The organism is Endozoicomonas sp. G2_1, assembly GCF_017744155.1.
Taxonomy (GTDB): Bacteria; Pseudomonadota; Gammaproteobacteria; order Enterobacterales; family Alteromonadaceae; genus JAGHQT01.
This window is the reverse complement of record NZ_JAGHQT010000023.1, coordinates 1-25,737: the sequence shown is the minus strand read 5'-3', so window position 1 is coordinate 25,737 and position 25,737 is coordinate 1. Positions and strand designations below refer to the sequence as shown.

The window sequence follows — 25,737 nt, the reverse complement described above, 5'->3', positions numbered from 1 at the left end:
AAAAATGTTAGATGCAAATGGTTTTATTAATGGTGTGCGCTTGGCCAGTGATAACAGAAGGGATGATCGGCAAGCAGAGCAACAAAAAGTAATCAATCAAATGAGTCGTGATCTGCACAGTCGGCGTATGGGGCTAGCTGATATTAACCAGCAGATGGCAGAGCAAAATCTAGCTAAATTGCAATATCAAAACTCTGATGAAGTTCGTGCTCAGCAAGCGCAGCGTAACGCTCGCGCTGACGAGTTGCAGCAACTGCAGATAAATAGTTTAAGGGGTGAGCAAGCTCACTTAGCAAACCAGCGAAACAAGGCTGAATTACAAGAGAGATTACAACAAGGCTTACAAGCATTGTCGTTAAAAGAACAAGCTGGTCAACAAGTTACGTTAGATGATTTTAAAGCGTTTGACGGTACCGTGTTAGATGTGAATCGGTACATGGATGCTAATCATTTAGCTGACTTGCAGTTGTTGGATAAATACTTAAACCCTAGTGAAACTAATTACCCTCCTAACAACCCAGAATTGCTCGCGCTGATGAATCGGGTTTTTCCTAATGAAATTGGTGCTGGTGAAGGTGTTAACCCTGAAACTGGTGCCAACGCGGTTGCTAAGCAAATAGAAGCTGTTAGAAATGTTGGTAATGGTAAGTATGTGCCGAGTCTAAAAATTGATTATGAAGATGGTACTAGTCGACGCGATGTGCCAATGACCGTCGGTCGTGATCACCTAGGTGATGAGGTGATGCAAGTATCTTTAACTGATTTAATCGATCAGGTTCAAGTGCGTAAGCGTTATGGCGAAATGCTACAGCCACTTTTAAATGTTGCCCGTGGTTACGGTAAGCAGCCTAAAGCAAATAACCCTAAAGGTAGCTTTGATGCTTTAGGTCAGAAGGGTTTAGATATGGAAACCTTTCAGCAGCTTTACGAACAAAACTTTATGGCAACAGATCCGTTAACTGGTGGTGCGCAACCAACGGTAAGTTTTCAGGATGTTATGAATGCGGGAAATGATTCAAATGCCTTAAGTGCGTTGCGAGAACTTGACCAAATTAATCGAGTGGTAATCTCTGATAATGCGTTAGTGGATCAAGATGAACAAAAACCATTGTTGAGTTATCGCCAGTATATGCAAATGAAGAGTGCGGATGAACAGGGTAATAGTGGTGCTGGTTTAGGTGATTTATTAGCGGCAGTTAATCAGAAAGAGAAGCAACAAACAGCCAAACAGCAAGAGTTAATTAATGAAGCTTATGATATTACAACATCTAGCACCGACAAAATTGTTGACGGAGGAAAAGCTGTTTTAGATGCCATTTTGCCTGAGCCGGAGCAATTAACAAATAAACAAATTGGAAACGCACTGTCTGGCTCTTTAGGTTTGGGCTTGCCTAAAAAGCGGTTTGTAATGACGCCTGAGCTACAGGCTATTGCCGATTTGCGAGCTAAAATCGCCGGTGGTGAACGTAGTGAAGAAAATTTTAAGCAGTTGGCAAAACTCATCGAAGCGAGTAAGGCAAGTAACTAAATGAACGATCAATTTGATAATGATTATTATCGTAATGTTCAAGCGCGTTTGAACAATACTAGCACGAGTAGTTTGCAAAGTAATGACCAAGGTATTATTGGTGATACTGTCGATATGTTGCAACATGGAGCATACAAAGGCGTAGCCGGTATTGGTGAAACGTTTGGTCTTGATAGTGTTAGAGACTGGGGTTCGCAAGGTGCTCAAGAGCAAATTGAAAGTTTAAGTGTTGAAGGTAGAAAGTCATTAGGTAAAGAATTTGTCAGTAGAGCTGATGATGGCAGTTTGACTTTGGGGGATGGTGCAAAGGATTGGCGTACTTGGTTACTTACGACAGCGGACATGGTCGGCATGAATGCCGATTTAGTTATTGGTGGTGGATTGGTTAAAGGCGGAACTTTAGCATTAACTAAAGTTGCTGGTTTTGCCAGAAATAAGGCTTTACAACGTGGGGCAAGCAAAGAAGTTGCTAATGAATTAGCAATCAAGGCAAGTGAGAGTTACGCGCGTAAGCACGGTAAAATGACAGGTGATGTATTGTCATACGGCGGTGCCGCTCATGCTCAATACGGTGGGATGCAAGCAATAGATATGCGCGAAGAGGTGCTTGCTATGGATTGGCCTGAGTTAATTGAAGTTGAACCCTTTAGAAAGCGAGTGCTTACACTGAAAGCGCAAAATCCTAATGCCAGTGACTTAGAATTAGCCGAAGCCGCTAAAACGGATATTGCCAATATGGCAGCAAACGAGACTTTATCTAGCCCGGAGCTAATAGCATCAAATGTTCTACTTGGTGGGTTAGGAGGTAAAGCGCTTGAAAGCTTATTAAAAGGAGGTAAGCAAGCCCTTGGTAAAATTGCTATTGAAGGGGTGACAGAGGGTAGTCAAGGTGCTATTGAGCAACGGACTCAAAACCGGGTTGGCCAAGAGTTTATCGATGAAAATATTGAGCTTAACCAAGATATTGATAAAGCGTTTTTCAATGAAGCAATCGCGGGTGCTGGGGCGGGTGCTGCTTTTTCTGGTGTTGGAAAGGTTGTTGATAAAGTTAGAAAAACAACACCACTAGCAAGTGGTCAAGCATTTGAACAGGATAATTTGCCTGAAGCAGAACTAATACAAGCCCCTGTAAATGAAAATGGTGACTTTGTTCAAGACAAAGATACTAGTGATTTGCAGTGGACGGCTTACAACAAAAGGTATCGTCCTGAAGAGCAAGTAAACCAAGAAACCGGTGAGGTTAACTTGGCGTTATCACCTTTTGTACTGACCAAAGATGGCAATCAGTTCAGCAGTAAAATTGCCGCGACAACAGCTGCTAGCAAATTAGGTATTAGTGAGCAGTACGATGTGGTTGAAAGTGATAATGGTCAAGCTTATTTGCAACTTAAGCCTGAATTTGAAAACAACACGTTAAAAGCCATTGATGATGCTCAGGGTAATTATCAGCAGCATGGTAGTGAGTTGATTGACCGGTTGTTGAAAGAGAAAGCCAAACGCGAGCAAAGCGGAGAATTTTTTAATCCGAAAGATTTTGGAAGGTTACTCAAAACTATTGCCGAGGGTGGGGATAAAAACACGGTTAAGCAGCTATCACACAGTGTATTGGTTGATCCAGTTAAGGCACATATGGCAAAAAGCTATGCGGATAAGGTTAAGCAGCGTCAAGCCTTGCAAGCCCAAGCGGAACATTCTGTGCGAGTGCAAGAAGGTAATGCACGAGTTGAAGAAGCTTGGCAGCAAAATATAGAAAACGAACAAGCGATTAATACCTTACCAGAGCCAACGCTAGCTAATAATGATGCCGAAACTGATGTTGTAGCGGAGAATGATGTTGAGGTAGAGGACTTAACTAACGTTGCTGTAAGCGAGGTCGACAATCAGGCCGATATCCAGATCGAGAATGTTGCTAATGAAGTTAATGGCGCCAACGAACAAGAGGCTATTTCTCAGGTAGAAACTGAACAAAGTGCTGAAGATTTGCAGATTTCAGACAGCGAGAATAGTTCGAGTCAGTTGTTTGAACACTTACCTAAATTTGAGCCAAGCCATACCAATGAAAATGGTCGCCCATTAATGGCTGTGAATGACTTGGGGCCAACTAAATATGTAGATGAGTTTGGTGAGCACTATGGCGCTGGTGAAGTGGTTACACCTATAAACCTTGAAGCAGATAGCGAACCCGTTGTCACTCTCGATAATAAGGTTGATAGAAAAGCCCATGAGGCGGCGACAAGCCCGTTAAATGAGTTACCTGAGCCAAGCGACAAACAAAAGCAAGTAAATAATTATCGGCTAGGTCGATCTGAGCACAGTGGCTTTAAAGTAGGTGTTGAAAATCCTCAAGGCAGTGTTCGCAAAGGTGTTGACGCCGATGGAACGCCTTGGCAGCGCACCATGCAACATCATTATGGCGATATTACTGGCACCAAAGGGGCTGATGGTGATGCGGTAGATGTGTTTATTAAGCCCGGCACCGACGATGGTGATTTAGTGTTTGTGGTCGACCAAATCAACCCCCATTCAGCTGACTTTGATGAGCACAAGGTGATGCTTGGTTTTGATTCAATTGAAGAAGCGGAGCAAGCTTACCTGGCAAATTATGATGATGGTTGGCAAGGTTTAGGCGCCATTAGTGCGATTAGTAAAGATGCGTTTAAGCTTTGGCTTAAATCGGACAAAACCAATAAACCTTTTACTGATAAGTCTTTGAGAAAGCCAAAAGCTAACCGTAAAAAAAACGCTAAGACTAACGAAGCAGAAAAACCGACAGGGGAAAAATCATCCACAGAAACGGTTGATAAGGCTGTTGATAAAACGGCCAACGCTAAGGTTGATAATACCTTGGCGAATGATGCCGTGAACAAGGAAAATATTGAGCAACCGATTGAGGATTATGGAGAAAAAATTGGCGGTGCTCGTAAAGATGTGTGGCAGGGGTTTAGTGAGCAAGTGGCTGCAGATGTTGATGTTAAAACGGTGCCATTGTCACAGTCGTTTCCTCAGCCTGATTATGAAAAATTAGCGGCACAAGGGGTAGATAAAGAAAATTTGGCTTTGATCGCATTGATACGTGCAACCATTTCGAATAAGCCTCGAAGAAAATCAACTCTTGAGCGTTGGAGTGTTGAGGTTGATGTTATTCGCAAGGATATTGCTAAATTTCTTGCTGGTAAATTGACTATTGATGAGTTAGTGAAGCAAATGGCATTGATTGATCACCATCATCAAGAGTTGCCTTTAATGTTGCCAGTGATGGCAGATTTACCACTGAGTCAGTATAAGGATGCGGCAAAATACAAAATTGGTTGGGGCCGTTATGGGATGTTTAAAGGAGAAACTTATAATCCGCCAAAAGTTTTTTATCATGTGTTAAATGGCAAAACGACTTTGTACTCGATGGCGAGTGATGATTTGGGTGAAGTTCAAGCCCGGTTGAAATCGGAATTACAACACCAAGCCCATTTGCCGAGTAAAAAATTTAGCAAAGTAAGTGTTTATATTGATCGAGCAACGAAAACGCCTTATTTGGGGTGGAAAAGTAGCGCTGGTGTTTTGCGAATTAAAGACTTTGATGATCCAAAATCGGCGCGCGCGTTTTTAAATGAAAACCCTGAGCAAGTTGAGGCGTTGTTGACGAAGTTAAAAGCAACGCCAAGTATGCGCAAGGCTGAGAATGCTGCTCGGGTAGGTCCTGCTCGTAGTACTAACAATATAACGAGCGCTGAATTTGCAGATACTTTTGGTTTTAGAGGTATAGAGTTTGGTAATTGGGTTGAACAAGGCAAACGTCAACAAGATTTAAACCAAGCGTATGATGCGTTGATGGATTTAGCTGAGGTGCTAGAGTTACCACCGAAAGCACTGAGTTTGCACGGCGAGTTGGGGCTTGCCTTTGGCGCTCGTGGGCGCGGAGGAAAAACCGCCGCTGCAGCACATTATGAACCTGGTAAGGTGGTGATTAATTTAACCAAAAAAACTGGTGCTGGTAGTTTAGCGCATGAATGGTTTCACGCGTTAGATAATTACTTTGGTAAGTATAAGAAAAAGGGCTCTGATTTTGTTACTGAGCACCCGTATGCCATAGGACGGGTGATTCGGCCAAAAGTGGCTGATGCTTTTGCTGAGTTGTTGACGGCGATAAGTCGCAGTAATATTCCAACACGCGCGTTAGCGTTGGATAAACGACGCTCTAGTGCTTATTGGTCTCAGATGGTGGAAATGACTGCCCGATCGTTTGAGCGTTATGTAATTGATAAGTTAAAAGGTCGTGAATGGTCGAATGAGTATTTGGCCAATATCGTTAGCGATAAAGGGTGGAATGATGTTGATGCGCAAGGTAATTCGACTTATCCATATCCGACTGATGCTGAAGCAGCTAAAATTAACCCTGCTTTTGACAGTTTGTTTAAAGCGATTGAGCACAAGCCAACTGACAAAGGTGTAGAGCTTTATAATGTCAACGATACTTTACCTGATGACTTCAAGGGTGCTACAGTTAGCCAGGTAGAAAATGTTTTAGATAGGTTTTTAAAGCGTTACAAAGGTTTAGATTCTTTAAATGGAGTCAAAGTATATGAGTCACCAGAGCAATATCACAGTGCCGAAGAGCTTGCAAGCGAGCCTAGGCTCAAAAGACGAAGCGGGGCATATAATGTCAGAGATAACACGCTTTTACTCTTCGCCAAGAACCTGCCAGCAAATTATATTGAAGAAACCCTTAGACACGAGTTATTCGTTCACAAAGGGCTTGGTGTCTTTGATAAAGAGACTCAAGCCAAGCTGTTAAAACGGCTTTCTGAAACACGCCTTTCTAAAAACGAGTTGTTGCAAGAAATATGGCAACACGTTGATCGCAATTACGGGCATGAACCTGAAGCTATTAAAGCTGAAGAGTTTTTTGCTAATTTAGCTGGCATGGTGCGTAAGCACGGCCATCACAAAACCCTTTATAATCAACTTAAGCGATTGTTCGCGCAAATAGGTCGTGCTATTTGGGATTGGGCGCATGATGTTGGGTTGGTGAAATCTAAACGTATTCCAAGCCAAAATGAGTTGGTTGAGTTGGTTTATTCTATGGCTGATGCTTTTGAGGCTGGCCATATCCCTAATAATCGAGCTTGGGTTGTTGAGGCGCGCAACAAAGACGCTAATCTTTTAAGTAATATACCGATGGCTCGCGCGAGCCAAAACGCGTTGAAGTTGTTAGGAGAACAAAGCCCAAGCTTTAACTTGAATGCCATAACTAAGGCGTTAGGGAACAAGTTGAGTGATATGCGCAAGCATTGGTTAGGGCTGTTGCCTCGGCGCTATCTCGCTGATTTAGCCGGTAAGAAATTACCAAGTATGGCGCGTTATATGGGGTTGGCTCAGCAGCTTGATGCTGATAGAACGGAATTGATTAATGATAGTGCCGCGGTGGTGGATAAGTGGCGAGAACTTAATGGTAAGTACCCAGATAAAGCGCGTGAGCTAGCTGATTTAATGCACGAGTCAACTCAGTTGGGGGTTGACCCAAGTAAGGAATATCAGCCATTAACAGATGACAAGGTATGGGATCATAATAGTAAATCGTTTGTTGATGCGGTTAATCCTGGGGCAGTTATTGATGCTCAGTATGTAAAGGAAAAAATTAAGGTTATTAATGAGCAGGCCCGAGGTCGCAGCGGTGAAGCAACTAATAAGTTTATGCAACGCATTAGTGAGCTGAAAAAGCGTTTAGCGTTTGAGCAAAACCGCAAGAAGGATTACCCAAGTGTTCGCGAAAAATTTTTAGCCTTGCCAAATGAAATGCAGCAGCTGTTTAGTGAGGTAAGTGGTCATTATGAGAAGCAGCGTGATGATGAGCGTGAAGCATTGTTGGCTAGAATTGAGAGCTTGCAGGTAAATAAGAAGCAAAAGGCGGCTTTGCGCGATCAAATTAGGGCTCATTTTGAAAATAACAAAGTTGAATTTTACTTTCCTTTGCAGCGCTTTGGCGACTATTGGGTGAGAATTACTGACGGAGCAGAGGAAGATCCAGAAACCTTGGTTTTTGAAATGTTTGAAAGCCAAGCTGAACAGCAGAAGTTTTTAGCTGAGCAGCAAGGTAAATACGATGATAATCAGGTTTTTGCTGGCAAGAAGTTTGACAATATGAAAGCACTTGATGGTGTTAGTAGTGGGTTTTTAACGGATGTGGTGGCAAGTTTAAGCGAGCTTGGTAGTATTGGCCAAGAGGTGGCTGACCAAGTTTATCAAATGTATTTACAACGCTTACCTGACCTTTCAGCACGTAAACATAAAATACACCGCAAAGGTGTCAAGGGGTTTCATGAGGATGCGTTGCGCGCGTTTGCTCATAACAGTTTTCATAGCGCTTATCAGATTAGCAAGTTACGCCACAGTGAAGAGATGTTAAATACCTTAGAGGTTATGAAGACTGAAGCTGAGAAGCTAGATAGCACTGAACGCAACCAGGCTACTGATTTAGTGAATGAAATGTTTAAGCGCCATGATTGGGTGATGAATCCGCAGGGCAGTGCTTGGTCAAATCAGCTAACTAGTTTAGGTTTTGCTTGGTACCTTGGTATAACACCTGCAGCAGCTATGACCAACTTAATGCAAACGCCTATGGTGGCGTTGCCGGTTATTGGTTCCCGTTATGGTTATGGTAAAACCGCCAAAGCATTACTTGAATATTCTAAAATGTTTGTTAAAGGTGGCCACGTTGATAAGCACTTGGTTGGTGATGATTTAAAAGCGTTTGAAGCGTTTAAGGCAACAGGCGTTATTGATAAAACCCAAACTTATGATTTAGCCGGTGTTGGCGAGGGCGGTTTAGAATATAACTCGACTGGTTATAAGGTGATGAAAGGAATTGGGTATTTATTCCATCACGCGGAGCGCTATAACCGAGAAGTTACCGCGATGGCAGCTTATAAGCTAGCAAGATCTAAAGGCGTAAAGTATGAGGATGCTGTTCAACAAGCGATTGATTTAACCTATGAGGCCCATTTTGATTACAGTAGTTCTAACAAAGCGCGGTTTATGCAAAATGACTTTGCGAAAGTGGCCCTTATTTTTAGACAGCATAGCGTTAATATGACATACCGTTTATGGCGTGATTTTCATCAGATGTTTAAGGGGGAAACGGCTGAAGTTCGAGGACAAGCACAGCGTCAGTTTGCGGGCATTATGGGAATAACCGCATTGTTTGCCGGTGCTACTGGCCTGCCATTGTATTCGGCGCTAGGTAATTTACTTGAGTTGGTGATGGATGATGAGGATGATCCATTTGAGTTTGAAGTGGAATTTAGAAACTTTTTAGCGGACCATTTGGGTGTAGCTGGTGGCCAGTTAGCGAGTAATGGTATTTTGGACTATATGACTGGTGCGACAATTTCTAGTCGTATTGGTTTGAATAATTTGTGGTTAAGAGAGCCTAATAGAGAAATGGAGGGGCGAGATACCGTACAGTATTATGCTGAGCAGGTGCTTGGTGCGGTATTTGGAATAGCGCTTAGTGCCGGTACCGCTTATGATTTTATTAGGCAAGGTCAAATTGAGCGTGGTATTGAGTCGGCATTGCCTAAGGCTGCCCGCGACATATTGAAAGGCGTTCGATACTCTGCTAATGGCGTTGAAACGCTCAACGGTGATAACATTATTGAAGAGCTTGGCCATGCTGATATCTTTAAGCAGATGATTGGTTACACGCCATTTGAAGTGAGTGAGCAATATGAGCGCAATAGTGCGGTTAAAGGCCACGAGCAGAGATTGAAGCGCAGACGTTCAGTGCTTTTAAATAAGTATGCGTTAGCGGTTCGTTTAAGGGATAGAGAATTTATTGGCGAAGTGCAAAAGGATATTAACCGATTTAATAAAATCAACCCGGAATTGGCTATTACTGCTCAAGCTAAGGAGCGATCGCTCACTCGACGCAGAAAGAACAGTGAGCAAGCGGTTAATGGTCTGGTGCTAGATAAAAGAATGAAAAATTTAGATACCGTTGTGCGGTTTTAATGTGATATAAAAGCCTATTGGCTAGTATTGGGGATCTAATGCTAGCTAATACTTTTATTTTTGATCTTTTTTCTATATACTCATTTTGAGTTTTTCGCTGATAAAAAAATAAAAAAGTAGCGTTAATCTTGTGGGTAAAAGAATAAATATAGTTTGGAAAAAAATTATTGAAGTTTAGATAAACAAAAGCCAGCGGTGAAGCTGGCTAGACAAATAAAACAAGAACAAAGTTCAAGTTATTATATTCAGTGTCAATTGCTTTGGCGAACAATTGACAACGAGTATAAGCCTCTTGCACTCTAAAAACAAGAGAATTTTATGCTTATTGGTAAGTTTTTCAGCATTTCTTTCTGTTTACGCTTAACGTCCCTGGTGGTTCATTAGCGTGAGCAAGCTTCATATTAGTTATGAAAATGGCACTGATCGGCCCAAAGTCGGTCGAAAAATATCGTGTCATCGTCATTACCCACCTATATATAAAAAACCTATGGTTGATTTGGCTGTTGTGCAGCGAATACAGGGTATTTTAAAAAAATTCAACTGGCACAAAAGTGACGCGATGATGGATCTGCGAAGAAATGGCGGCTCTATTGTTATGAGAACGTATCAGGATGGTAGTAAGCGTTTCAAAAGCTTACCTCCTAGAAGGTTAAGCATTAGATCTGAGAGAGAAGAAACCCTAAATGAATTGTTAAAAGCAATTTTCAATACGGTGGAATATTCTAGTGAAGCTAACCATGTTCTTGAATGTATGGCCAGTGTTGAAGAGTTGGCAAAAATGATCGGGCAACTACATCAATATGAGCCTGGTTATGATGGTGAAAACGGACAATATAGACACGGTAGAAAGAGTTATGACCCGGTACTGGGTGCTTTGCATGACTTAGAAGCGGCTAAACTTATTCTTGTTGTTAGAGAGTTTGATAAGGAAGCTAAGCAATATAAAGCTAGTCGTGTTTTTTTATGCCCTCTATTATTTAAAGAGCTTGGGCTATCAGGTTCTGACACCAAGAAGCTTGTTAGCACAAAACAGCGGTATGACGCTAAAAGAAAGAAAGTATACAAACGCTCTCGACCACTAACTGACAATATGGCCAATATTAATAATAGCGCTTTGGAAAGTGTGCTTCACTTACACAAGCGTTGGTATAATGGTGAACTGGAAGCTGAAGCTATTGAAGCTAAAAAGCAAGCAATGAAATGGTCTGATCAAAAATTGTCGCCTGAGTCGATAGAACATATAGCTGCTGATTTATTTAACCAGTTAGAAGGTGCTTCAGCATTAGAAATTGCTAAACGCGATTATTATTCATGGTGCCAGCAATATCCTAGATATATGATCTTAAGTGCAGAACAAAGCGTTAAGCAAGATTCCCCTGACATATCCCCGCCTGAGTTTTACGACTTAGTTAAATCTAAAATAAAACAAACCTCTCACTAGTTATTTGAAGCGTATTCAAAAGCTTCTGATGCTCGCAATATCATTCTGCTCAATAATTAATCGTATCTATACTGTTATCGCAATTCTAAGCGGTTGAAAATCTACAGTAGACTCCAACTTTTGACTAATAGTCGGGTAATTACATTCTTTCTCTATATATAATCTCGAAACTAATCTCTGAACTTACCGCTTTTAAAATAAAAGGATACAAGACGCTGAAGCGTCTATGTCTCGGTTAAATTAAAATTTAACTATATAAATGCCTGGCCTTGGTTTTTTTGCGCAAGCGCAAAAGGCCAGAATAATGTTTATTGGTTCTTTCTTTTGTCATTCGACCAGAAAGTTAGAAGCAGTTTGAAAGGATATTTACCCTACGGGGTAGTCGCTGCGCTCCAGTTCAGCAGGGGATAGTTGGCAAGATTTGTACCTTGTTGCAGGTTAAAGTTGTTCTTTCTCTAATCTCTTTTTAACTCGAATGACTGTGCTTTTACTTACTCCAACTGCAGCTGCTGTCTCATTTAAACTAAATTTAGCATTTAAAAATGAAGCAATACGCTGATGTTTTTCTGTATCTGGTTGCCTACCTTTGTATTGACCGGCTTTTTTAGCTTTTTGAATACCTTCCTTTTGTTTACGCTCACGTTCTCGATAATCCTTGTACGCACCGGCAGCAAGTATATCTAACAACATATTGTTAATTGCTTGAAGTATTGAGCGCATAAAATCATCACTAGGGAACGTTTTAAATACCATGATACTGGTGGGTAAATCCATACTGACAACATTGATCCCTTTTTGGTTGATGGTGTTATACAGTGTTTTCCAATCATCGTGGGCCAACCGAGTTAGTCGGTCGATTGACTCTACTAGTAATACGTCACCTGGTTCAGATTCATCGAGTAAACGCATGAGTTCTGGCCGTTCTAAAGAGTTACCAGATTTATTTTCAATGTAGAACGATGATATTTTTTTGTGAAATGGGACCACGAAGGTTTTTAATGTGGTTTTTGCTCTGCTAGCGTCTTGCTCATTTGTTGATGCCCGTAAATAAGCTCGGATAAACATTTTTTGACCTTGTTGGTGTCATTTAAGTGGTGTCATAAAAGGTAGTGTCATTTAAGTGGTGTCATAAGTCAATATGAATATTGTTTTGCTTGGTGTTATTTGGGTATACCTTAATAACACCATTAACTTTATTGCGTGACATGTCACGAAATATTGTTAAATGCCGTTGGACTTAGTACAACTCTTCCAACGATTCCAATATCGTCACCATATACAGCCCTGTAGCTTGATTATGTAAATTTATCAGATATTCTATGTTGCATATCTTCACACAAAAGAAATGCAACACAATGTTGATTCAGGTATTTAAAGATAATGATATAGCGGCTATCTATAAAAATAGCTGTTATGGAGCATCAAAAGTAAAGGATAGCTACTTAGTTTCTCAACTGACTAGTCTGACTTTGACGCTATTAGAGCATAATTTTTTGAAATGGCATGATGTGATCAATGAAAAGGGCATCCCCTACCGAAGGTGGGTTTTACCAGCGGCTTACAGTCGCAACGACAAAGAGCGCGTAATTGAATCACCTGAAAGTTACATTGAAGTATTAGAGGGCTATTTGGAGTGGTATGTAAATCAAGATTTGCCAAATAAGTATCGCCATAATCTAAACACATATAGAGGATTAAGCGATCAAGCCCCTCTATTGCTGAACGACAAACTTAACGCTTATTCAATGAATAAGCGAGAGGTAAACAGTGGTATTCGTTACCAGCCTACAAATCTAAGAAACAAAGTTAAAACGCTATTAAACAAAGCTGGATTAGATTGGGCTACTGCTAAAACATTTGAAGATTCATTAGTTATAAAGTTAGCTAGTTCGGTAGACCATAACAGCGTTAAAAAGGCTTTTGGCTATAGTTCTAAGCAAATTGTAACCGATAAATTTAATGGAAATTTAGAAACGCTCGAAGCAGCGTTAAACAAAGTTTATTCGGGTATTAAAGTAACTGGGCATTAAATAGAAAATAAATGTAATAACATTGTTGCAACTTCGAATAGGTGTGTTATAGTTATTACTATGTTATTACAAAGGTGGTTCTGTTATGGAAACTACAATTAGAAAATTTGGTAATTCTAAGGGGGCGATTATCCCCGCTGTATTGTTAAAAGAGCTAGAGCTTGACGTTAACCACAAGGTTGATGCAAAAGTTGAATCTGGTCGCCTTGTGATTGAACCAATCATTGAAAAGCCAGAGTATACGCTTGATCAATTGCTCGCTCAGTCATCGCCTGAAAGCGTAACCTTAAATGATGAAGATAAAGCGTGGTTGAATGACGCGCCAGTAGGTAGAGAAAAAGTTAATGGTTAAGAAGTATATCCCGAAGCGTGGTGACATTGTTTTCACTGATTTTGACCCGTCTGCTGGTCACGAACAAGCACATAAACGCCCCGCGTTAGTGTTATCACCAGAGCCTTTTAACAATCAAATTCAGCTTGCTTTGGTTGCGCCAATTACCTCAACTGTTCGAGGTCATGGTTTTGAAGTGAAGCTTGATAGCGGCACTCAAACACAAGGCGTTGTGCTTTGCCAACAAGTGAAAACTATCGATTTTGAGTATCGAGGTATTGAGTTCATCGAGAAAGCGCCAAAGCGAGTTGTTGATGAAGCATTAGCGCGAGTGCGCGTTTTAGTTAGTTAAGTTGGATTACAGGGAATTTTTTATGAAAACGACAGATTATTGCGAGAAGTGCCAAAAAGACACACCTCATAATATAGAAGAAATAGGCAGCGCTAATAACGGCGGTGGATTTCCACATAACGATGACATCATTTTTGAAAAAGAATGCTTAGAGTGTGGTCATACTGAAGAAACAATTTAGATATTGGAATGCAGGGAGCAAGCGGAATGACCTCTTTACCAAACGTTAAAAAGCCTTGCGCTCAATGTCCTTTTAGAAAAGACACTTTGAAAGGCTGGTTAGGTTCTGAACGTATGACTGAGATATTAGAACAACAATCATTTGTTTGCCATAAAAAGCAGCATTTGCAATGTGCTGGTCACATGCTTATTAATGGCGATAAAAATGACTTTGTTAGGCTTGCTGGTCGATTGAATATTGAACTTGAATTAACCGGCAAAGAGTTAGTGTTTGACACTCAAAAAGAGTGCATCGAACATCACGAATTTTAATATTGGATTACAGGGACTAAATGCCATGAGTAGAAATGCTAAACAGATAATGGACAATATGCCTATGGACACAATAGCTGTTGTCGATACTGATAATTACCGATTACCTGTAACTCATTTTAGCGAAAGCTTGAATAGTTACATGGTGAGAGATAAAGAAAGCGGTCAATGGTTTTCATACGATGAAGAAATGGGTTTTTTATACGACGAATTGCCTCAAGAAGATATGCGGTTGTTATCTGATATTGAGAAGCTTGTTGAACTTCAAGGCTTAACGGATATGGCTGCAAAATTTGTTGATGATGTAATGCCTCAAGTTGGCAAAATTTGCATTCAAGATTTTGCTAACTTAAACGAGCTTTGTATGGCTATTTCAGCCAATCGAATTTAGTTGGAATACAGGAATAATCGTGGAAAATACTAAAAGAGTAACATTTGATTTAGACGCTCAAACTTTTGCCTGGTTAGAAGTGCTCGTTGTAGGTTTGGCCCGTGAAAATTATGCAGAAATTAGCCAAGAGGCTTACCAGGAACGAGTTAATGAAATTGCGCGCAGAGATAAAAACGATTTTGGTAAAGGCGTCAATGAGCTATTAAAAGAAATTGCCATTTCTTTAGCAGATGGCACTAGGCGCCCTGGTTCATGGGAAAGAGGCAGTTTAGAGTCTTTAACTGGTTATCAAGGCGCTTATGTGCCTGAAATGTTTGCTGACTGTATAAAACAACAAGCGATAGATCATGGTTTTGAACTTGAGTGATACTCTGTAAAATACCTCTAATATTGAATAACTAGGCATAAATATTGCTTTTGGTGTGTTGAATGTTTTTTTGACACAACTAAAGGTAATAGTATGTTAAGTGCAGTTATGGCGTTGTTTTTCAGTGTATCAGATGTAAACGCAGAGCAAGAAATGGCCGCAGAGCGCGTCGGTAAAAAAGGTAAAATTAGAATTAGCCAGCAAGCAGATGATTTTCACATGAATCTGTCAGCGGGTAAAAAAGGCAAGATTCGCGTCGGTGGTAAAAAAGGAAAAATTCGCATCTAAAGCGGCAAATTATTGCCGCCCTTGCGTGGATAAATTATTATGTAACTCAATAATATTTTTGAGTTACTATCTTGCTTCAAGGAAATTCCCTTTTTCATCAACGTTTTGAAGAAAATACATTAGGAAATGATTACGTTGTTGGTGATATTCACGGTCATTATGACTTGCTTCTAGCTCAGTTAGAGCGTTTAAAATTCAACCACAAAATCGATAGATTGTTTGCGCTAGGTGATTTGATTAATCGCGGCCCTCGATCGCTAGACTGTCTCAATTTGCTATTAAAACCCTGGTTCTTTTCGGTGATCGGTAATCACGAAGCTTATTTTAAGCAATGCGTAAACCAAGGATTTGATAAGCAACTTTTTTATAAAATGGGCGGTCAATGGATTGATGATGTAACGTACCCTGACGGCTTAACCAAGCTTGCCGCACTGGTTCATTATCGAATGCCGCTGGCTATCGAGATAAGTATTCAAGGCTATAACATCGGCTTGATACACGCTCAATCTCCCGATGATTGGGAAGATATCCATAATAAAAACTTTTTAGATGATTGCGAAAGTGACTGTTTATGGTCGCTCGACAAATTTAATCGAAGCCAGGACGAAACTAAAAGCGTGAAAAATATTGATATGGTTGTCCATGGTCATGCTAACTGTGACCAAATCGTCGTTAAAGCTAATCAAGCCTGGATTGATACCGTTCGAGTAACCGACAAACTAACTATTTTATCATTAAGTGAGCTGTTAAATTGGCGAGCATAGTAGAGCAAATCAAAGCCCTGAGTGCGTATTTTGAGGGCTGGAATAATAACCAAACTAGTGCGCGTGATCGCATTGTTAGCTTATCTGTACCTGTTGTTAAGCGCTTTGCCGAGCAAGAGTTTAGTCGTAATAAAGTGGTTAATACCCCTATCAAGCTATTTTCCCCTGACGATATCGCACAGGAAGTTGCGATCAGGTTAATCAAAAGGCAATCCAGTATCCATATTGACGGGCCAAATGATTTTGTCAGTTTGCTTAGGCGTATAATTTATTCAGTTATCGCTGAGCACATTAAGCGCCTAACATCGACGCGTCATGGACTCGGCAATAGGGTAAGGTTTAACGAGAGTGAAGCCAATCAAAGCATGGTGAACGAGCATCATGAGTCTGAAAAAATATTAACATTAATGTCTTTGTATGATCAGCTTGAGCGGCTTCACCGACCACAAGCATTAGCCCTTAACTTTCACCAGGTCATGGGGCTATCTTTGTCCGACACAGCCGAGGTTTTAGGTGTCAGTGAGCGCACAGCAAGGCGGTATATTGAATTTTCAGAGGCTTGGTTAAAAGCTGAATTTCGCAAGGTATTAGCGGCATGAGCGAGTTTACCGATGCGTTTGAACTCTATAACATTATTGTTGATTTGCCCCCTAGAATAAGGGAGCAGCAACTTTATCGTTTATGTGACGACGCTGAGCTTATCGAAAGTGTAAAAGGCTTGCTCGCAGTACAAGAAGATAGCAACACTCTGAGCGATTTGTTTAGTCAGGAGCTTGGCGCGATTAGACAAGGCGACTTTAACCACGAAACGCTTACCGGCATTGTTATTGGTCAATACCGAATACAATATCTAATCGACCAGGGCGCGATGGGGTATGTTTTTTATGCCGTTAGGGATGATAACCGTCTTGAGCACCAGGCGGTTGCGATAAAGGTAATAAAACCACATTTAGCGGATATTTATAATTATGATCTGCTCGACCGTGAGGCCAACATTATGGCTAAGCTGTCAAAGCATCAATATATTGCGCACATACTCGATGCCGGTGTGTTTGACTTTGACGGGTATAAACTGCCGTTCTATGTCATGGAGTATATCGACGGCCGCGATATTGTCAGTTATTTTGATAGCCCGTTTCTCTCGATTAAATCTCGCATCGAAGCCGTGGTTAAAATTTGCCAGGCGTTAAGCTTTAGCTATCAGCAAGGCATTATTCACAACGATATCAAGCCACAAAATGTGTTAATCAACTCGCTTAGCGAGCCAAAAATTTTAGATTTTGGCTTTTCAAGACAGCTTAAAAATGATGATTCAGTCAGTGATATTAGAAAAAAATACGCTGAATTTTTTCAATCTGATTATTTCCCGCCAGAGCTAACGACAAAGCCGAGTCCTAAGCATGATGTTTACGCTTTGGGGACGTTACTGTATGCGTTATTAACGGGTATAACCCCGCCTTTTGATATTCAAAACAAGCCTGCTAGCAAACACTTGACGCATACGCTAGGTAAAAATCCTTACAAAATGTGGTTGCCAGAGTTAGATAAAATATTGTTTAAAGCTACCAACAAAGCCCCTGAAAACCGTTATTCAGACGTTTTATCATTAGCTGATGATCTCAATAAGTTTCTTGAGTTTGATGTTGCTAGCGTGGCACCAAGCCGATGTTATCGTTGGTTCAAGTATGCTTTCGTGCATCCTATCCACGCATCAATGGCAACCATGGGCGCGGTCTTAAGTTGTTTCTTTGTTTTTGCCTTTAGTTATCTTGTGCTTTGGTATCAAAACCAAAGCGCTGATATGGTTTTAGAGCGCGATTTGGTCAACATCTACCAAAGCCACAACCTTGGTCATCGTCAGGCAATAGAACAAGCATTTAGTGAAGTGAAAGCCAGTGATAAAGCCTCTGATGATGTTCGTTATCAAGCGCTGAATTACATAGGCCGGCAAGCGTTTAAGGACAGACATTATCGTTTAGCGCGTGAGACCTTTTCGTTTATACAAAAAAATCAGCTCGGTGATATCTTAGATGATGCGCTTTTGATCAAAGCCATTGCATTGGACGGTGATACCGCTTTGGCTGATAAGCTCGCCGAACAATACCGTAACGATATTACTCAGCAGTGGTTTTTATCTCGACAGGGCGCAAAAGCGTTTTTAGAGCTGTTAAGCGTCAATGTTAGGCAGTTGGTTGATACATCTGTCATCGACTTTTTGTCTGACATTAAAGAAACGCACCAATTAACCGGCTACTATGCGGCGTTGTTAGATTATCATTTGGCAAACGAGCTTTATTATCACTATGTTGGTGACAATGTCAGCCCAAGCACGGGCTATCCTGATGATTATTACCAGCGTCATTTGCGGCCAATGTTTAGAAAGGCGCTTGACCTGGTCAATGATACCCGCAATATTCGTTTTGAAGATGCCGACCTAAGTTTGCTGTTGAGCGGTCTACATGGTCGGCTAATGTATGAAATAGGATTGTTTGAACAAGGGCGAGACACATTGAATTACGCCATTGCTGAGGCTAATCGCCTTTGGCCGCAAGGTGATAATATTAATCAGACGCTTTACCGAGGTTTGTATTCTGTCACTCGATTTCATGATTTGCCCGGTGCCATTTCCGCAATAAATGGTGCAAACCGTCATAAAGCCCCATTCGGTCACAATGGCTATTTTGACGATAACTATTTTATTAACGCTTACTTGCTGGTTGATAGTTATATCTATGCCGGCAATCAGCCATTAGCACAACAAACCCTTAGCGATATGCTGCGTTTATACAAACAAAAGGATATTAGGTCGAGGTTAAGTGTCGCTGGCTTAGACTCGCTTTATGTCGCTATCATCCGTTACATGGAGTTCACCGGCTTCGAGCGCAGCGACCGCTTTATTGCGCAGCATATCAATACTTTTATCGATGTCACCAAGGATATTAGTAAGGCTAACAGCGAGTTTTTTGACGACTATGAGCTCGCACTCATTGATTTATATGTTAGTTACTACAAGGAGCAAAACAACATCAAGCAATTGACTAAATCGCTCATGGAACAAAAGTTAGCAGCAAGCGATATGTCAAACAGCGATACAGACTATAGTGTGTTAATCAATTGCGCGTTGATCTTGTTTAATTTAGGCGATAGTGAATATGCCAGCTTTTTAGCTCAAAGAGCTGAGTCGTTAATCACGGTTAGCCAACGTGAAAAAGCCCTGTCGCCTGTGTATATGCAAAACCATTTCTTCCTAGCAAAGATATACCACAGTAATGGCTTAATTGAACAAGCGAAAAGCTCGTTTAACACTGCTCGCCTGGTCTATGAAAAACACGAAACTCATTATCAATCAAGTTATTATTATTATCAGTTAGTGGAACTAAATACACTTTTATTTAGTTAAAAATTACTACTGTTGTCAAAAATTAGGAATAAATTTCGGGCATTGTTATTTTAGCTTGCATTTGTATGATGTGGCTTTAATTACTTACTGATAGATTTGGAGTTGTAGTGAGTCACCCGAACAAGGAGCAGCAAGGTAGGCTGTTGGTAGCAAAATTAAGAGCGCTTAGTTATAACGTTAATCCGATACGAGATAGTATTGAAAAAGGCTTAAACACCCCTGAATTAATTGATAACGTGGAGCAAGCCACTCTTGATATAGAGCTTTTGTCTGAAGATATTTTACAGGATATGATTAGGTTCTTAGACCTTGACACTGCTCATTGTTTAACTGAATAAAAGCAGTAAGTAGAGATTTACTTACTGACGTTTCTGGTGTTTCTTGGCTTTCCATATATCGAACAAATGCCTTTTTCATGTTTTCTCGGTTGAGTGCTATTTGACATAGCGCTCCACCACCGAGTGCTACAGAGGTAATGAATTTTGGTGTTTGTTCTAAAATTTTATCTATTTCTTTATTGTTTTCATTTGCCTGGCTAAGCAGATGTTTAATCGTTTCTTTACTGCCTTGGTTTAACCCTGCTTTTAACCCTGATATATAGCTTTGAATAATGAGATCGCAGCTATTGTTGTTGCTTTTGCAAAGTTTATATAAAGCAGTGCTGCCATCACTTGCATGTGCTACATTAACAAATATGAAGAGTATTGTTATTGCTAGTAATTTATTCATCGTATGAAAACCATTCCCGTCTTGTTAAGCGCTAGTGTAATTAAAAAATACGCTGGTGAAAATGTCCAACTTAAAGACCAAAATCAAGCCTTATACTTTAGATACAGCAATAAAAATCCAAGTTCAGGGGTGTTTTATTACAGGCATTATGAAGCAAGAAAAGGCTTTTATATCCGACTAGGTAAATACCCTACTCTTTCGGTGAGTGATGCAAAAAAATCACTAAAAGCTAAAGCTAGAATCGTTAGTTTACACGGTTTAGATGCAAAACATGGGGTTGAGTGCAAGTTTGCCGATGTTGCAGCGTTACTAATGTGGTGGTTTGAAAGGTTAAAGGATGATCCTGATAAAAAGCCGAAAAATTTATCTAATATTAAAAGTTTGATTAAACTGCATTTGGTTACTCGTTTGAAAGGTTATGCGGTTAGTGATGTTGATGAATTTGTTTTTGATGAGCATGTTTTTAGACCGATGCGACGAGAGGGGTATTCACTAGGGACGATTGAGCAAGTTATTTTGAAGTTGAAGGCCGCTTATAGTCAAGCTGAAAGCTTAAAAGCGATACCGAACAACCCGTTAAAGGACTTTTCTTTAGCTTTGTTTACGCCTGATAAGGTGCTTAGCAAAACTAAGCGTATGAACTACACTGATTTGCCGGTGGCAGCACATTTGTTAGCAAAGGCTTTGCCTGAAACGAGAATGTTAGGTTATTTAGTTGCTGGTCATGCTGTAAGAATTTGTGAAGCTAGTGGCGCCGCTTGGAGAGAATTCGATTTTGATAATAAGACTTGGACAATCCCTGCAAGTAGAGTTAAGAATAAGCGCCCTTTTGAAGTTAAGCTAACTGATAGAATGATAGCTGTACTTAAACAGTATCGTGCTGAACGGCGCAAAGCAGGTAGAGCTAGTTGGTACTTATTTCCATTACAGACGAAAAAACGTAAGCCAATATCTGCTAACTCGGCTAGTCGTAAATTGGGTAAGTTATTTGATCATAAGTATGGCGCACATGATTTTCGTAAGTTGGCTCGTAGTTGGTGGACAGATAATAAAGTCGATTTTGTGATTGGTGAGTTTTTACTTAATCACAAACTAGATGATGTTGTTGAAACTTATGTACAAACTACTGCTCAGCATTTGTTATTAGAGTCGTTGGATAATTGGCAAGCGTATTTAGAAATGCGAGGTTTTTTCACGATGGATGTTAACCGGCTAAAAGTGGCTTAACTATTTACTAGTTAAATGTATAGTATGTAAATAAATAGTAATTACCTAAGTAGTATATAGGTAATTACTATTTAGGTTTTATTGTTGCTTTAGTTTGTAGCCGTATTTTTCAAATAATAGGTTTAGCGCTTCTTCTCCTAGGTGGGTTGATTTTTTGCCGCCAGGAGTATTTTTTTGATCAAAACACAATTGTTCAAATGTTTTGATATAAGGCTCGCTTAGGTAAAATGGTTTTTGGCGCCTTGGTGGCTCGCGAGTTACTTTGACTAATCGAGGTGCTGCGGCATTGGTTGTTTGTGGTGAGTTTGCGAGTTCGTCTGCTCTTTTTTCTTCGTCTTGCATCCAGCTTGGTTTTTCGCTCATGGGTTTGAACCTCTTTCTTAATTTGGTTGTTGTTCTAGTAATAGTCGACCAAGTATTTTTGACACAGCTAGGCGTGTTTGTCTGACTTTGTAGGCTTTGTTTAGTTTTTGGTCGAAGATAGTACGGTATTCGGTGTCTGCCCTGCTGAATACACCGCTCGATGGAATATCAAAGGCCCCCTCCTGCACTAAAGCTTTCCTTGTGGCGACTTGGTAGGGACGTTGGTGGTTGGTGTTGGTAACAACGGTAATGATGTTGTTTTTGCCCGCTTCTTCGGCTTTCTTCTTAGCCTCAATATAAGTGCCGTACTGGCTTCGGTCGGGAAGTAAGGGCATGACTATTTTTGGTGTGCTTGGTATTTCCCAGTCTCCCGCTTGGTGATCGAAGAGTATTAAATCAGCATCAGGCTTTTGTGAGGGAATTTGCCCTATAACCTGAAAAGGTAAATTACCGTTTTGATAAAATTTGGTTGATGTTCCCTGTGGGTCTTGGTCGATTATTATTGGAGTTAACCCTAGCTCTATGGCTGCACCTGCTAAGTTTATTGATAGCATAGATTTGCCTTGTCCGCCTTTAGGGTTCCATACACTGATTATATTCATTGTTGCATTCCTGCTTTGTTATTGTCCTTGTGTAGTATATAAATAGATACTAGATAAGTAAATACTATATAGTATTTACTATATAGTATTTACTTATCTAGTGTTTGGGTCGCCAATGTTGGTAGGTATTTATGTAATTAGTAGTTACTTAAATACTGTTTGGTTGAGTGTTTCGACCTTGTTGACGGGAAAACTGCGAGTTGTTTTGATTGTTATTTACTGACTGCGCTTGCGGTTGACTATTTGAGGCGCTGTTCAGCATTTGCATGGTGCCTTGGTAGCCTTGCACTATGATTTCGGTAGTGTATTGGTCTTGACCTTGTTGGTTTTGCCATTTTCGAGTTTGTAGTTTACCTTCAATATAAATTTTACTGCCTTTTTTAAGGTGCTTGGCTGCTATGTCGGCTAAGGCGCCATAAATGACTATTCGGTGCCATTCTGTTTTTTCTTTTGTTTGGCCTGTTTGTTTGTCGCGCCATATATCTGATGTAGCTAGTGATAAATTTGCTACGGCACCACTGTTCGGCATGTAGCGTATTTCTGGATCTTGTCCCAGTGAGCCGATAAGAATAACTTTGTTTATACCACGTTGCATAAATTGCCTTTTAATGATCTGTTTTTACTAACGTTATTTCGTTAATGCGAAAGCCATCATAAGCGGTTTGAAAGTCGTCTATTTGGCCATCGTCGTTGATTCCTATGTTGATTTCATCACCGTCAAACGAAAGTGATGTAACCATGAATATGCCATTGTTAAAGTCATCATGATCGCATTCTTCTGTAGTTTTTACCATGATACCGAGTTGTAGTGGTTCACCGTGGCAGCGTTCCCAGCATTCTAGTTGTTCGTGATAAGCTTTTGAGTAGGGCATTTTGTTTTGTTTCCATGCTGCTTATTTTTTATATCAAAGTTGATATGTTATGATTATATCATCTTTGATATTTTTTAAATCATTTTTGATATATTTTTCAAAAATATTTATAGTGCGCAGGTATTTTATGAAACCAGACACTCAAGTGCCGAAAAAGAAAGAAGCTAATCATCATTCAAAAGCTGCTTGTAAAAGCATAAAAGGCCAACTAAAGGGGAAGGAGCTGTTTCGCTTGGTGTATGGCCGAGAGGGAAGTGATGATGAGGTACAAGGGTTACTAAATAGGCTTAACCATAAACGAGCTAATCCAGGTGTTGATTTTGTTGGGGAATTGGTTGTTAAGTTGCCTCATTTACACGATATGACCCTAGCCGAGTTTTTTGGTATTGAACAGTAATACCTTGTTATTGCATTTTTTCTTTTATACGCGCTGTTTTTACGTCGATTTTAGCCATTAGTATTATGGTTTCTCTGTGTTGTTGAGGCTGTTTGTTGAGGTGGTAGCGCTGGTTGAGTAGGGCGTGTTCTCTATTATCTATCAGGACTAAATTTTCTATTGATAAGTTTTGGTTGTTGCCATCTTTAAATCTTATGTTGTGCCCTGGTGGTATGGGACCATGTTCTTGTTGGTATATTATTCGGTGCTTGAGCTGCCAGGTGTTTGGTTCAGCTGTTTTAACTTCAATATAACCATCATTATTTTTCCGTTCTGAGCCTAATGGTTTTGTGTTTTCGGGGCGATGACCTTTTTTAAAGCTAGTTTTATTAGTGCTAGTTAAGCCTTTTGTATTTTTATTCCAAGCTTGTTGGCCTTTTTTAAATCGAGTATCTCGGCCGGACTTTATGTCGTTATTTTTTAGGTACCCAACTATTCTGTTGTAACTATAGTCAGTATTAAATTGGTTGTTGAATGCTATTACTAATTCTTTTCTGGTTAATGGGCCATAGTTTTCTTTTAAGAAGTTTTCTTGTTCTGTGGTGAATATTTTTGAGACACCTTTGTTTAGTTGACCTTTGGGACGTCCGCAGGTGAATTTATGATTGCTTATTGCAGCCTTTATTTGGTTAAAGGTTTTGTTGTCGTGAAATTCCTGATTAAATTTATCTGTTACATGCTGTATCCCCATTTTTTGGTAATTAGACTGGATAAATTCAAGCTGTTGAGGAGAGTACATTTTTGCCATTATTTTATATCTAGCATAGCTGGTATGCGGCTTTTATCTGCTAATTGATTGGTTTCTTTGTGAGCTTCTAGTGCTAGAGTGGCATTGTTTATGATGTTTTTCGCGACCCCGTTAATTGCCTGTGCGCGACTAATTTCTTCTTTTAGTTGTTCGCCGGTGATTTGTTCGTCTGACAGGCGTTCAAGCTGCATGAATAGGTGGTCGTTTAAGTCGATAAGTTTGTTTTTCATTTATGTCTCCTATCTTACATTTAAGTGCGCTAATTAATTTGTTGTCTGGACGCCGCCGAAGCCACTTACTTCTGCTGCCATGCTTTGTGTGCAACCTAGATGGTTACCTTTGATGTCAACTCTAGGTGTTAGCCCCCCTCGCGCGCTTTCTAAGTATTGGCAGCCAGTTTGATGGTCAACTCTCACTACCATATTGCTACGCTGATTAGGCCCGTCAGTCGAGTTCATGCCAAACCCAAAAAAGTTGTAACCAAATTGAAATGCAAGAAGAGCTAAGAAAATCCAGCTAAAAAACAGTATGTGTCGATTAAGCCCTTTGTGGACTCCTTTTTGTATCAAGTCGATAGCCTGTTCTTGGTTCATTCGATTTCTCATAAAGTACAATTTCGAGCAGACCAAAGCCTACTTAAATAGATTGACTACTTTGCCAATCTTTCATTTCTAAAAATGCGATACAGATAGCCAGCCCCATATCTGATCTGATCATAGATACGGGCTTACAGTCTGCAAAATAGCTAGCTACATGAACTTGGCAAGTATCAAACTTAATATCGAGGCTAAACTCTCTAATCAATTCACCCCAACTTTCAGCATCATTTGTGAAACAGAACTGCTCCCATGCGTCTTGCGGCTTGTGCGCCCAAACTGTATCTGGGTATCTTTCGTTATAGTTGCGACTCAACGTGTTGGCTGGCAGGTCATCTTTGTTCGTGTTCATGCCTAGTCGCTGAGCAACAAGCCTGTTAATCTTGAACTTACTGAGATTTCTGTAGTTCATTCTCATATTCCTTAAAAGTACGCTTATTTCTCGACTTCGATTTCAGGTTTCCAAGTCCAACCTAAAACATCTTCAAAATCCAACAGTTCACCATCATGCCGATAATAATCTTGTTCGCCTAAATCCCACCAACCAGAAACGAATTCGTGAGCACCATTAACTTCTACAGCAATCAAAAGTTCATCTTCATTTTCTGGTGCTAATGTTGCTCTAGTTAAAATTAATGACATAGTTAAATTCCTCTTTTTAAGTACGCTTTAATTAATCTTGATCTTTGTATTCAGCGGCCTCGCCAAAAGACTGTTCTATTTCTCTAGTTGCTTTTTCGAACATAGCTGAAATTATGAATTTCAATACTGGAAAA

General features: G+C 40.3%; 27 protein-coding genes. 16 read left to right on the top strand and 11 right to left on the bottom strand.

Going from position 1 to position 25,737, the window contains the following annotated elements; all coding sequences use genetic code 11:
* Positions 1-4: 4 nt before the first annotated feature.
* From J7384_RS17765 to J7384_RS17755, 3 genes are all read left to right on the top strand, one after another.
* Complete coding sequence (locus tag J7384_RS17765) at positions 5-1,528, top strand: hypothetical protein (protein WP_209115889.1); 1,524 nt, start codon at positions 5-7, stop codon at positions 1,526-1,528.
* Positions 1,529-9,532, top strand: coding sequence for a PLxRFG domain-containing protein (locus J7384_RS17760; protein WP_209115888.1), 8,004 nt, complete (start codon positions 1,529-1,531; stop codon positions 9,530-9,532). It abuts the gene before it with no gap.
* A 385-nt stretch (positions 9,533-9,917) separates the two neighbouring features.
* Positions 9,918-10,973, top strand: a complete 1,056-nt coding sequence (locus tag J7384_RS17755; RefSeq protein WP_209115887.1) for a hypothetical protein — start codon at positions 9,918-9,920, stop codon at positions 10,971-10,973.
* A gap of 438 nt (positions 10,974-11,411) precedes the next feature.
* On the opposite strand, the gene J7384_RS17750 is transcribed toward J7384_RS17755, so the two are convergent.
* Positions 11,412-12,038: a recombinase family protein gene (locus J7384_RS17750; protein WP_209115886.1), complete on the bottom strand. Its 627-nt coding sequence runs from the start codon at positions 12,036-12,038 to the stop codon at positions 11,412-11,414.
* 290 nt (positions 12,039-12,328) lie between these two features.
* Here J7384_RS17750 and J7384_RS17745 point away from each other — a divergent pair, with 290 nt between their 5' ends.
* The 11 genes from J7384_RS17745 (at position 12,329) to J7384_RS17695 (ending at position 19,388) form a co-directional block, all read left to right on the top strand.
* Complete coding sequence (locus J7384_RS17745) at positions 12,329-13,003, top strand: hypothetical protein (RefSeq protein ID WP_209115885.1); 675 nt, start codon at positions 12,329-12,331, stop codon at positions 13,001-13,003.
* A gap of 85 nt (positions 13,004-13,088) precedes the next feature.
* Entirely contained in the window at positions 13,089-13,355 is a 267-nt protein-coding gene (locus tag J7384_RS17740) for a hypothetical protein (protein WP_209115884.1), read from the top strand.
* Positions 13,348-13,686 carry a type II toxin-antitoxin system PemK/MazF family toxin gene (locus tag J7384_RS17735; protein ID WP_209115883.1) on the top strand — a complete coding sequence of 113 codons (339 nt, stop codon included), beginning with the start codon at positions 13,348-13,350 and terminating at the stop codon, positions 13,684-13,686. The genes J7384_RS17740 and J7384_RS17735 overlap by 8 nt, the downstream gene beginning before the upstream one ends.
* Positions 13,687-13,708: 22 nt before the next feature.
* Positions 13,709-13,867 carry a hypothetical protein gene (locus J7384_RS17730; protein ID WP_209115882.1) on the top strand — a complete coding sequence of 53 codons (159 nt, stop codon included), beginning with the start codon at positions 13,709-13,711 and terminating at the stop codon, positions 13,865-13,867.
* 26 nt (positions 13,868-13,893) lie between these two features.
* Entirely contained in the window at positions 13,894-14,178 is a 285-nt protein-coding gene (locus tag J7384_RS17725; protein ID WP_209115881.1) for a DUF6283 family protein, read from the top strand.
* A 25-nt stretch (positions 14,179-14,203) separates the two neighbouring features.
* The gene (locus J7384_RS17720; RefSeq protein WP_209115880.1) at positions 14,204-14,569 is read left to right on the top strand and encodes a hypothetical protein; all 366 of its coding nucleotides are present in this window, start codon (positions 14,204-14,206) and stop codon (positions 14,567-14,569) included.
* A gap of 19 nt (positions 14,570-14,588) precedes the next feature.
* The gene (locus J7384_RS17715; protein ID WP_209115879.1) at positions 14,589-14,936 is read left to right on the top strand and encodes a hypothetical protein; all 348 of its coding nucleotides are present in this window, start codon (positions 14,589-14,591) and stop codon (positions 14,934-14,936) included.
* A gap of 93 nt (positions 14,937-15,029) precedes the next feature.
* Positions 15,030-15,224 carry a hypothetical protein gene (locus tag J7384_RS17710; protein ID WP_209115878.1) on the top strand — a complete coding sequence of 65 codons (195 nt, stop codon included), beginning with the start codon at positions 15,030-15,032 and terminating at the stop codon, positions 15,222-15,224.
* A 71-nt stretch (positions 15,225-15,295) separates the two neighbouring features.
* Positions 15,296-15,988, top strand: a complete 693-nt coding sequence (locus tag J7384_RS17705) for a metallophosphoesterase (RefSeq protein ID WP_209115877.1) — start codon at positions 15,296-15,298, stop codon at positions 15,986-15,988.
* Complete coding sequence (locus tag J7384_RS17700) at positions 15,976-16,587, top strand: sigma-70 family RNA polymerase sigma factor (protein ID WP_209115876.1); 612 nt, start codon at positions 15,976-15,978, stop codon at positions 16,585-16,587. Before J7384_RS17705 ends, J7384_RS17700 begins: the two co-directional genes overlap by 13 nt.
* A complete protein-coding gene (locus J7384_RS17695; RefSeq protein ID WP_209115875.1) occupies positions 16,584-19,388 on the top strand; it encodes a serine/threonine-protein kinase in 2,805 nt (934 codons plus the stop codon). The genes J7384_RS17700 and J7384_RS17695 overlap by 4 nt, the downstream gene beginning before the upstream one ends.
* A 294-nt stretch (positions 19,389-19,682) precedes the next feature.
* Here the strand turns inward: J7384_RS17695 and J7384_RS17690 are convergent, their stop codons facing one another.
* Positions 19,683-20,117: a hypothetical protein gene (locus J7384_RS17690; RefSeq protein ID WP_209115874.1), complete on the bottom strand. Its 435-nt coding sequence runs from the start codon at positions 20,115-20,117 to the stop codon at positions 19,683-19,685.
* Between the two features lie 3 nt (positions 20,118-20,120).
* Between J7384_RS17690 and J7384_RS17685 the strand changes: the two genes are divergently transcribed.
* The gene (locus J7384_RS17685) at positions 20,121-21,344 is read left to right on the top strand and encodes a site-specific integrase (RefSeq protein WP_209115873.1); all 1,224 of its coding nucleotides are present in this window, start codon (positions 20,121-20,123) and stop codon (positions 21,342-21,344) included.
* Between the two features lie 78 nt (positions 21,345-21,422).
* Here the strand turns inward: J7384_RS17685 and J7384_RS17680 are convergent, their stop codons facing one another.
* The 4 genes from J7384_RS17680 to J7384_RS17665 form a co-directional block, all read right to left on the bottom strand.
* Positions 21,423-21,707 carry a hypothetical protein gene (locus tag J7384_RS17680; RefSeq protein WP_209115872.1) on the bottom strand — a complete coding sequence of 95 codons (285 nt, stop codon included), beginning with the start codon at positions 21,705-21,707 and terminating at the stop codon, positions 21,423-21,425.
* 17 nt (positions 21,708-21,724) lie between these two features.
* Positions 21,725-22,309, bottom strand: coding sequence for a ParA family protein (locus tag J7384_RS17675; protein ID WP_209115871.1), 585 nt, complete (start codon positions 22,307-22,309; stop codon positions 21,725-21,727).
* A gap of 148 nt (positions 22,310-22,457) precedes the next feature.
* Positions 22,458-22,904 carry a single-stranded DNA-binding protein gene (gene ssb, locus J7384_RS17670; RefSeq protein WP_209115870.1) on the bottom strand — a complete coding sequence of 149 codons (447 nt, stop codon included), beginning with the start codon at positions 22,902-22,904 and terminating at the stop codon, positions 22,458-22,460.
* A gap of 10 nt (positions 22,905-22,914) precedes the next feature.
* Positions 22,915-23,181: a hypothetical protein gene (locus J7384_RS17665; protein WP_209115869.1), complete on the bottom strand. Its 267-nt coding sequence runs from the start codon at positions 23,179-23,181 to the stop codon at positions 22,915-22,917.
* Positions 23,182-23,308: 127 nt separating this feature from the next.
* Between J7384_RS17665 and J7384_RS17660 the strand changes: the two genes are divergently transcribed.
* Positions 23,309-23,578: a hypothetical protein gene (locus J7384_RS17660; protein WP_209115868.1), complete on the top strand. Its 270-nt coding sequence runs from the start codon at positions 23,309-23,311 to the stop codon at positions 23,576-23,578.
* Positions 23,579-23,585: 7 nt separating this feature from the next.
* On the opposite strand, the gene J7384_RS17655 is transcribed toward J7384_RS17660, so the two are convergent.
* From J7384_RS17655 to J7384_RS17635, 5 genes are read right to left on the bottom strand one after another with little or no spacing between them, the layout of a single operon-like run.
* Complete coding sequence (locus tag J7384_RS17655) at positions 23,586-24,365, bottom strand: HNH endonuclease signature motif containing protein (protein ID WP_209115867.1); 780 nt, start codon at positions 24,363-24,365, stop codon at positions 23,586-23,588.
* On the bottom strand, positions 24,365-24,595 hold the full coding sequence (locus J7384_RS17650; protein ID WP_209115866.1) for a hypothetical protein: 231 nt from the start codon (positions 24,593-24,595) through the stop codon (positions 24,365-24,367). Before J7384_RS17650 ends, J7384_RS17655 begins: the two co-directional genes overlap by 1 nt.
* Positions 24,596-24,628: 33 nt before the next feature.
* Complete coding sequence (locus J7384_RS17645) at positions 24,629-24,958, bottom strand: DUF6440 family protein (protein WP_209115865.1); 330 nt, start codon at positions 24,956-24,958, stop codon at positions 24,629-24,631.
* A 43-nt stretch (positions 24,959-25,001) separates the two neighbouring features.
* Positions 25,002-25,373, bottom strand: coding sequence for a hypothetical protein (locus tag J7384_RS17640; RefSeq protein ID WP_209115864.1), 372 nt, complete (start codon positions 25,371-25,373; stop codon positions 25,002-25,004).
* Between the two features lie 23 nt (positions 25,374-25,396).
* On the bottom strand, positions 25,397-25,603 hold the full coding sequence (locus J7384_RS17635) for a hypothetical protein (RefSeq protein ID WP_209115863.1): 207 nt from the start codon (positions 25,601-25,603) through the stop codon (positions 25,397-25,399).
* Positions 25,604-25,737 lie beyond the last annotated feature (134 nt).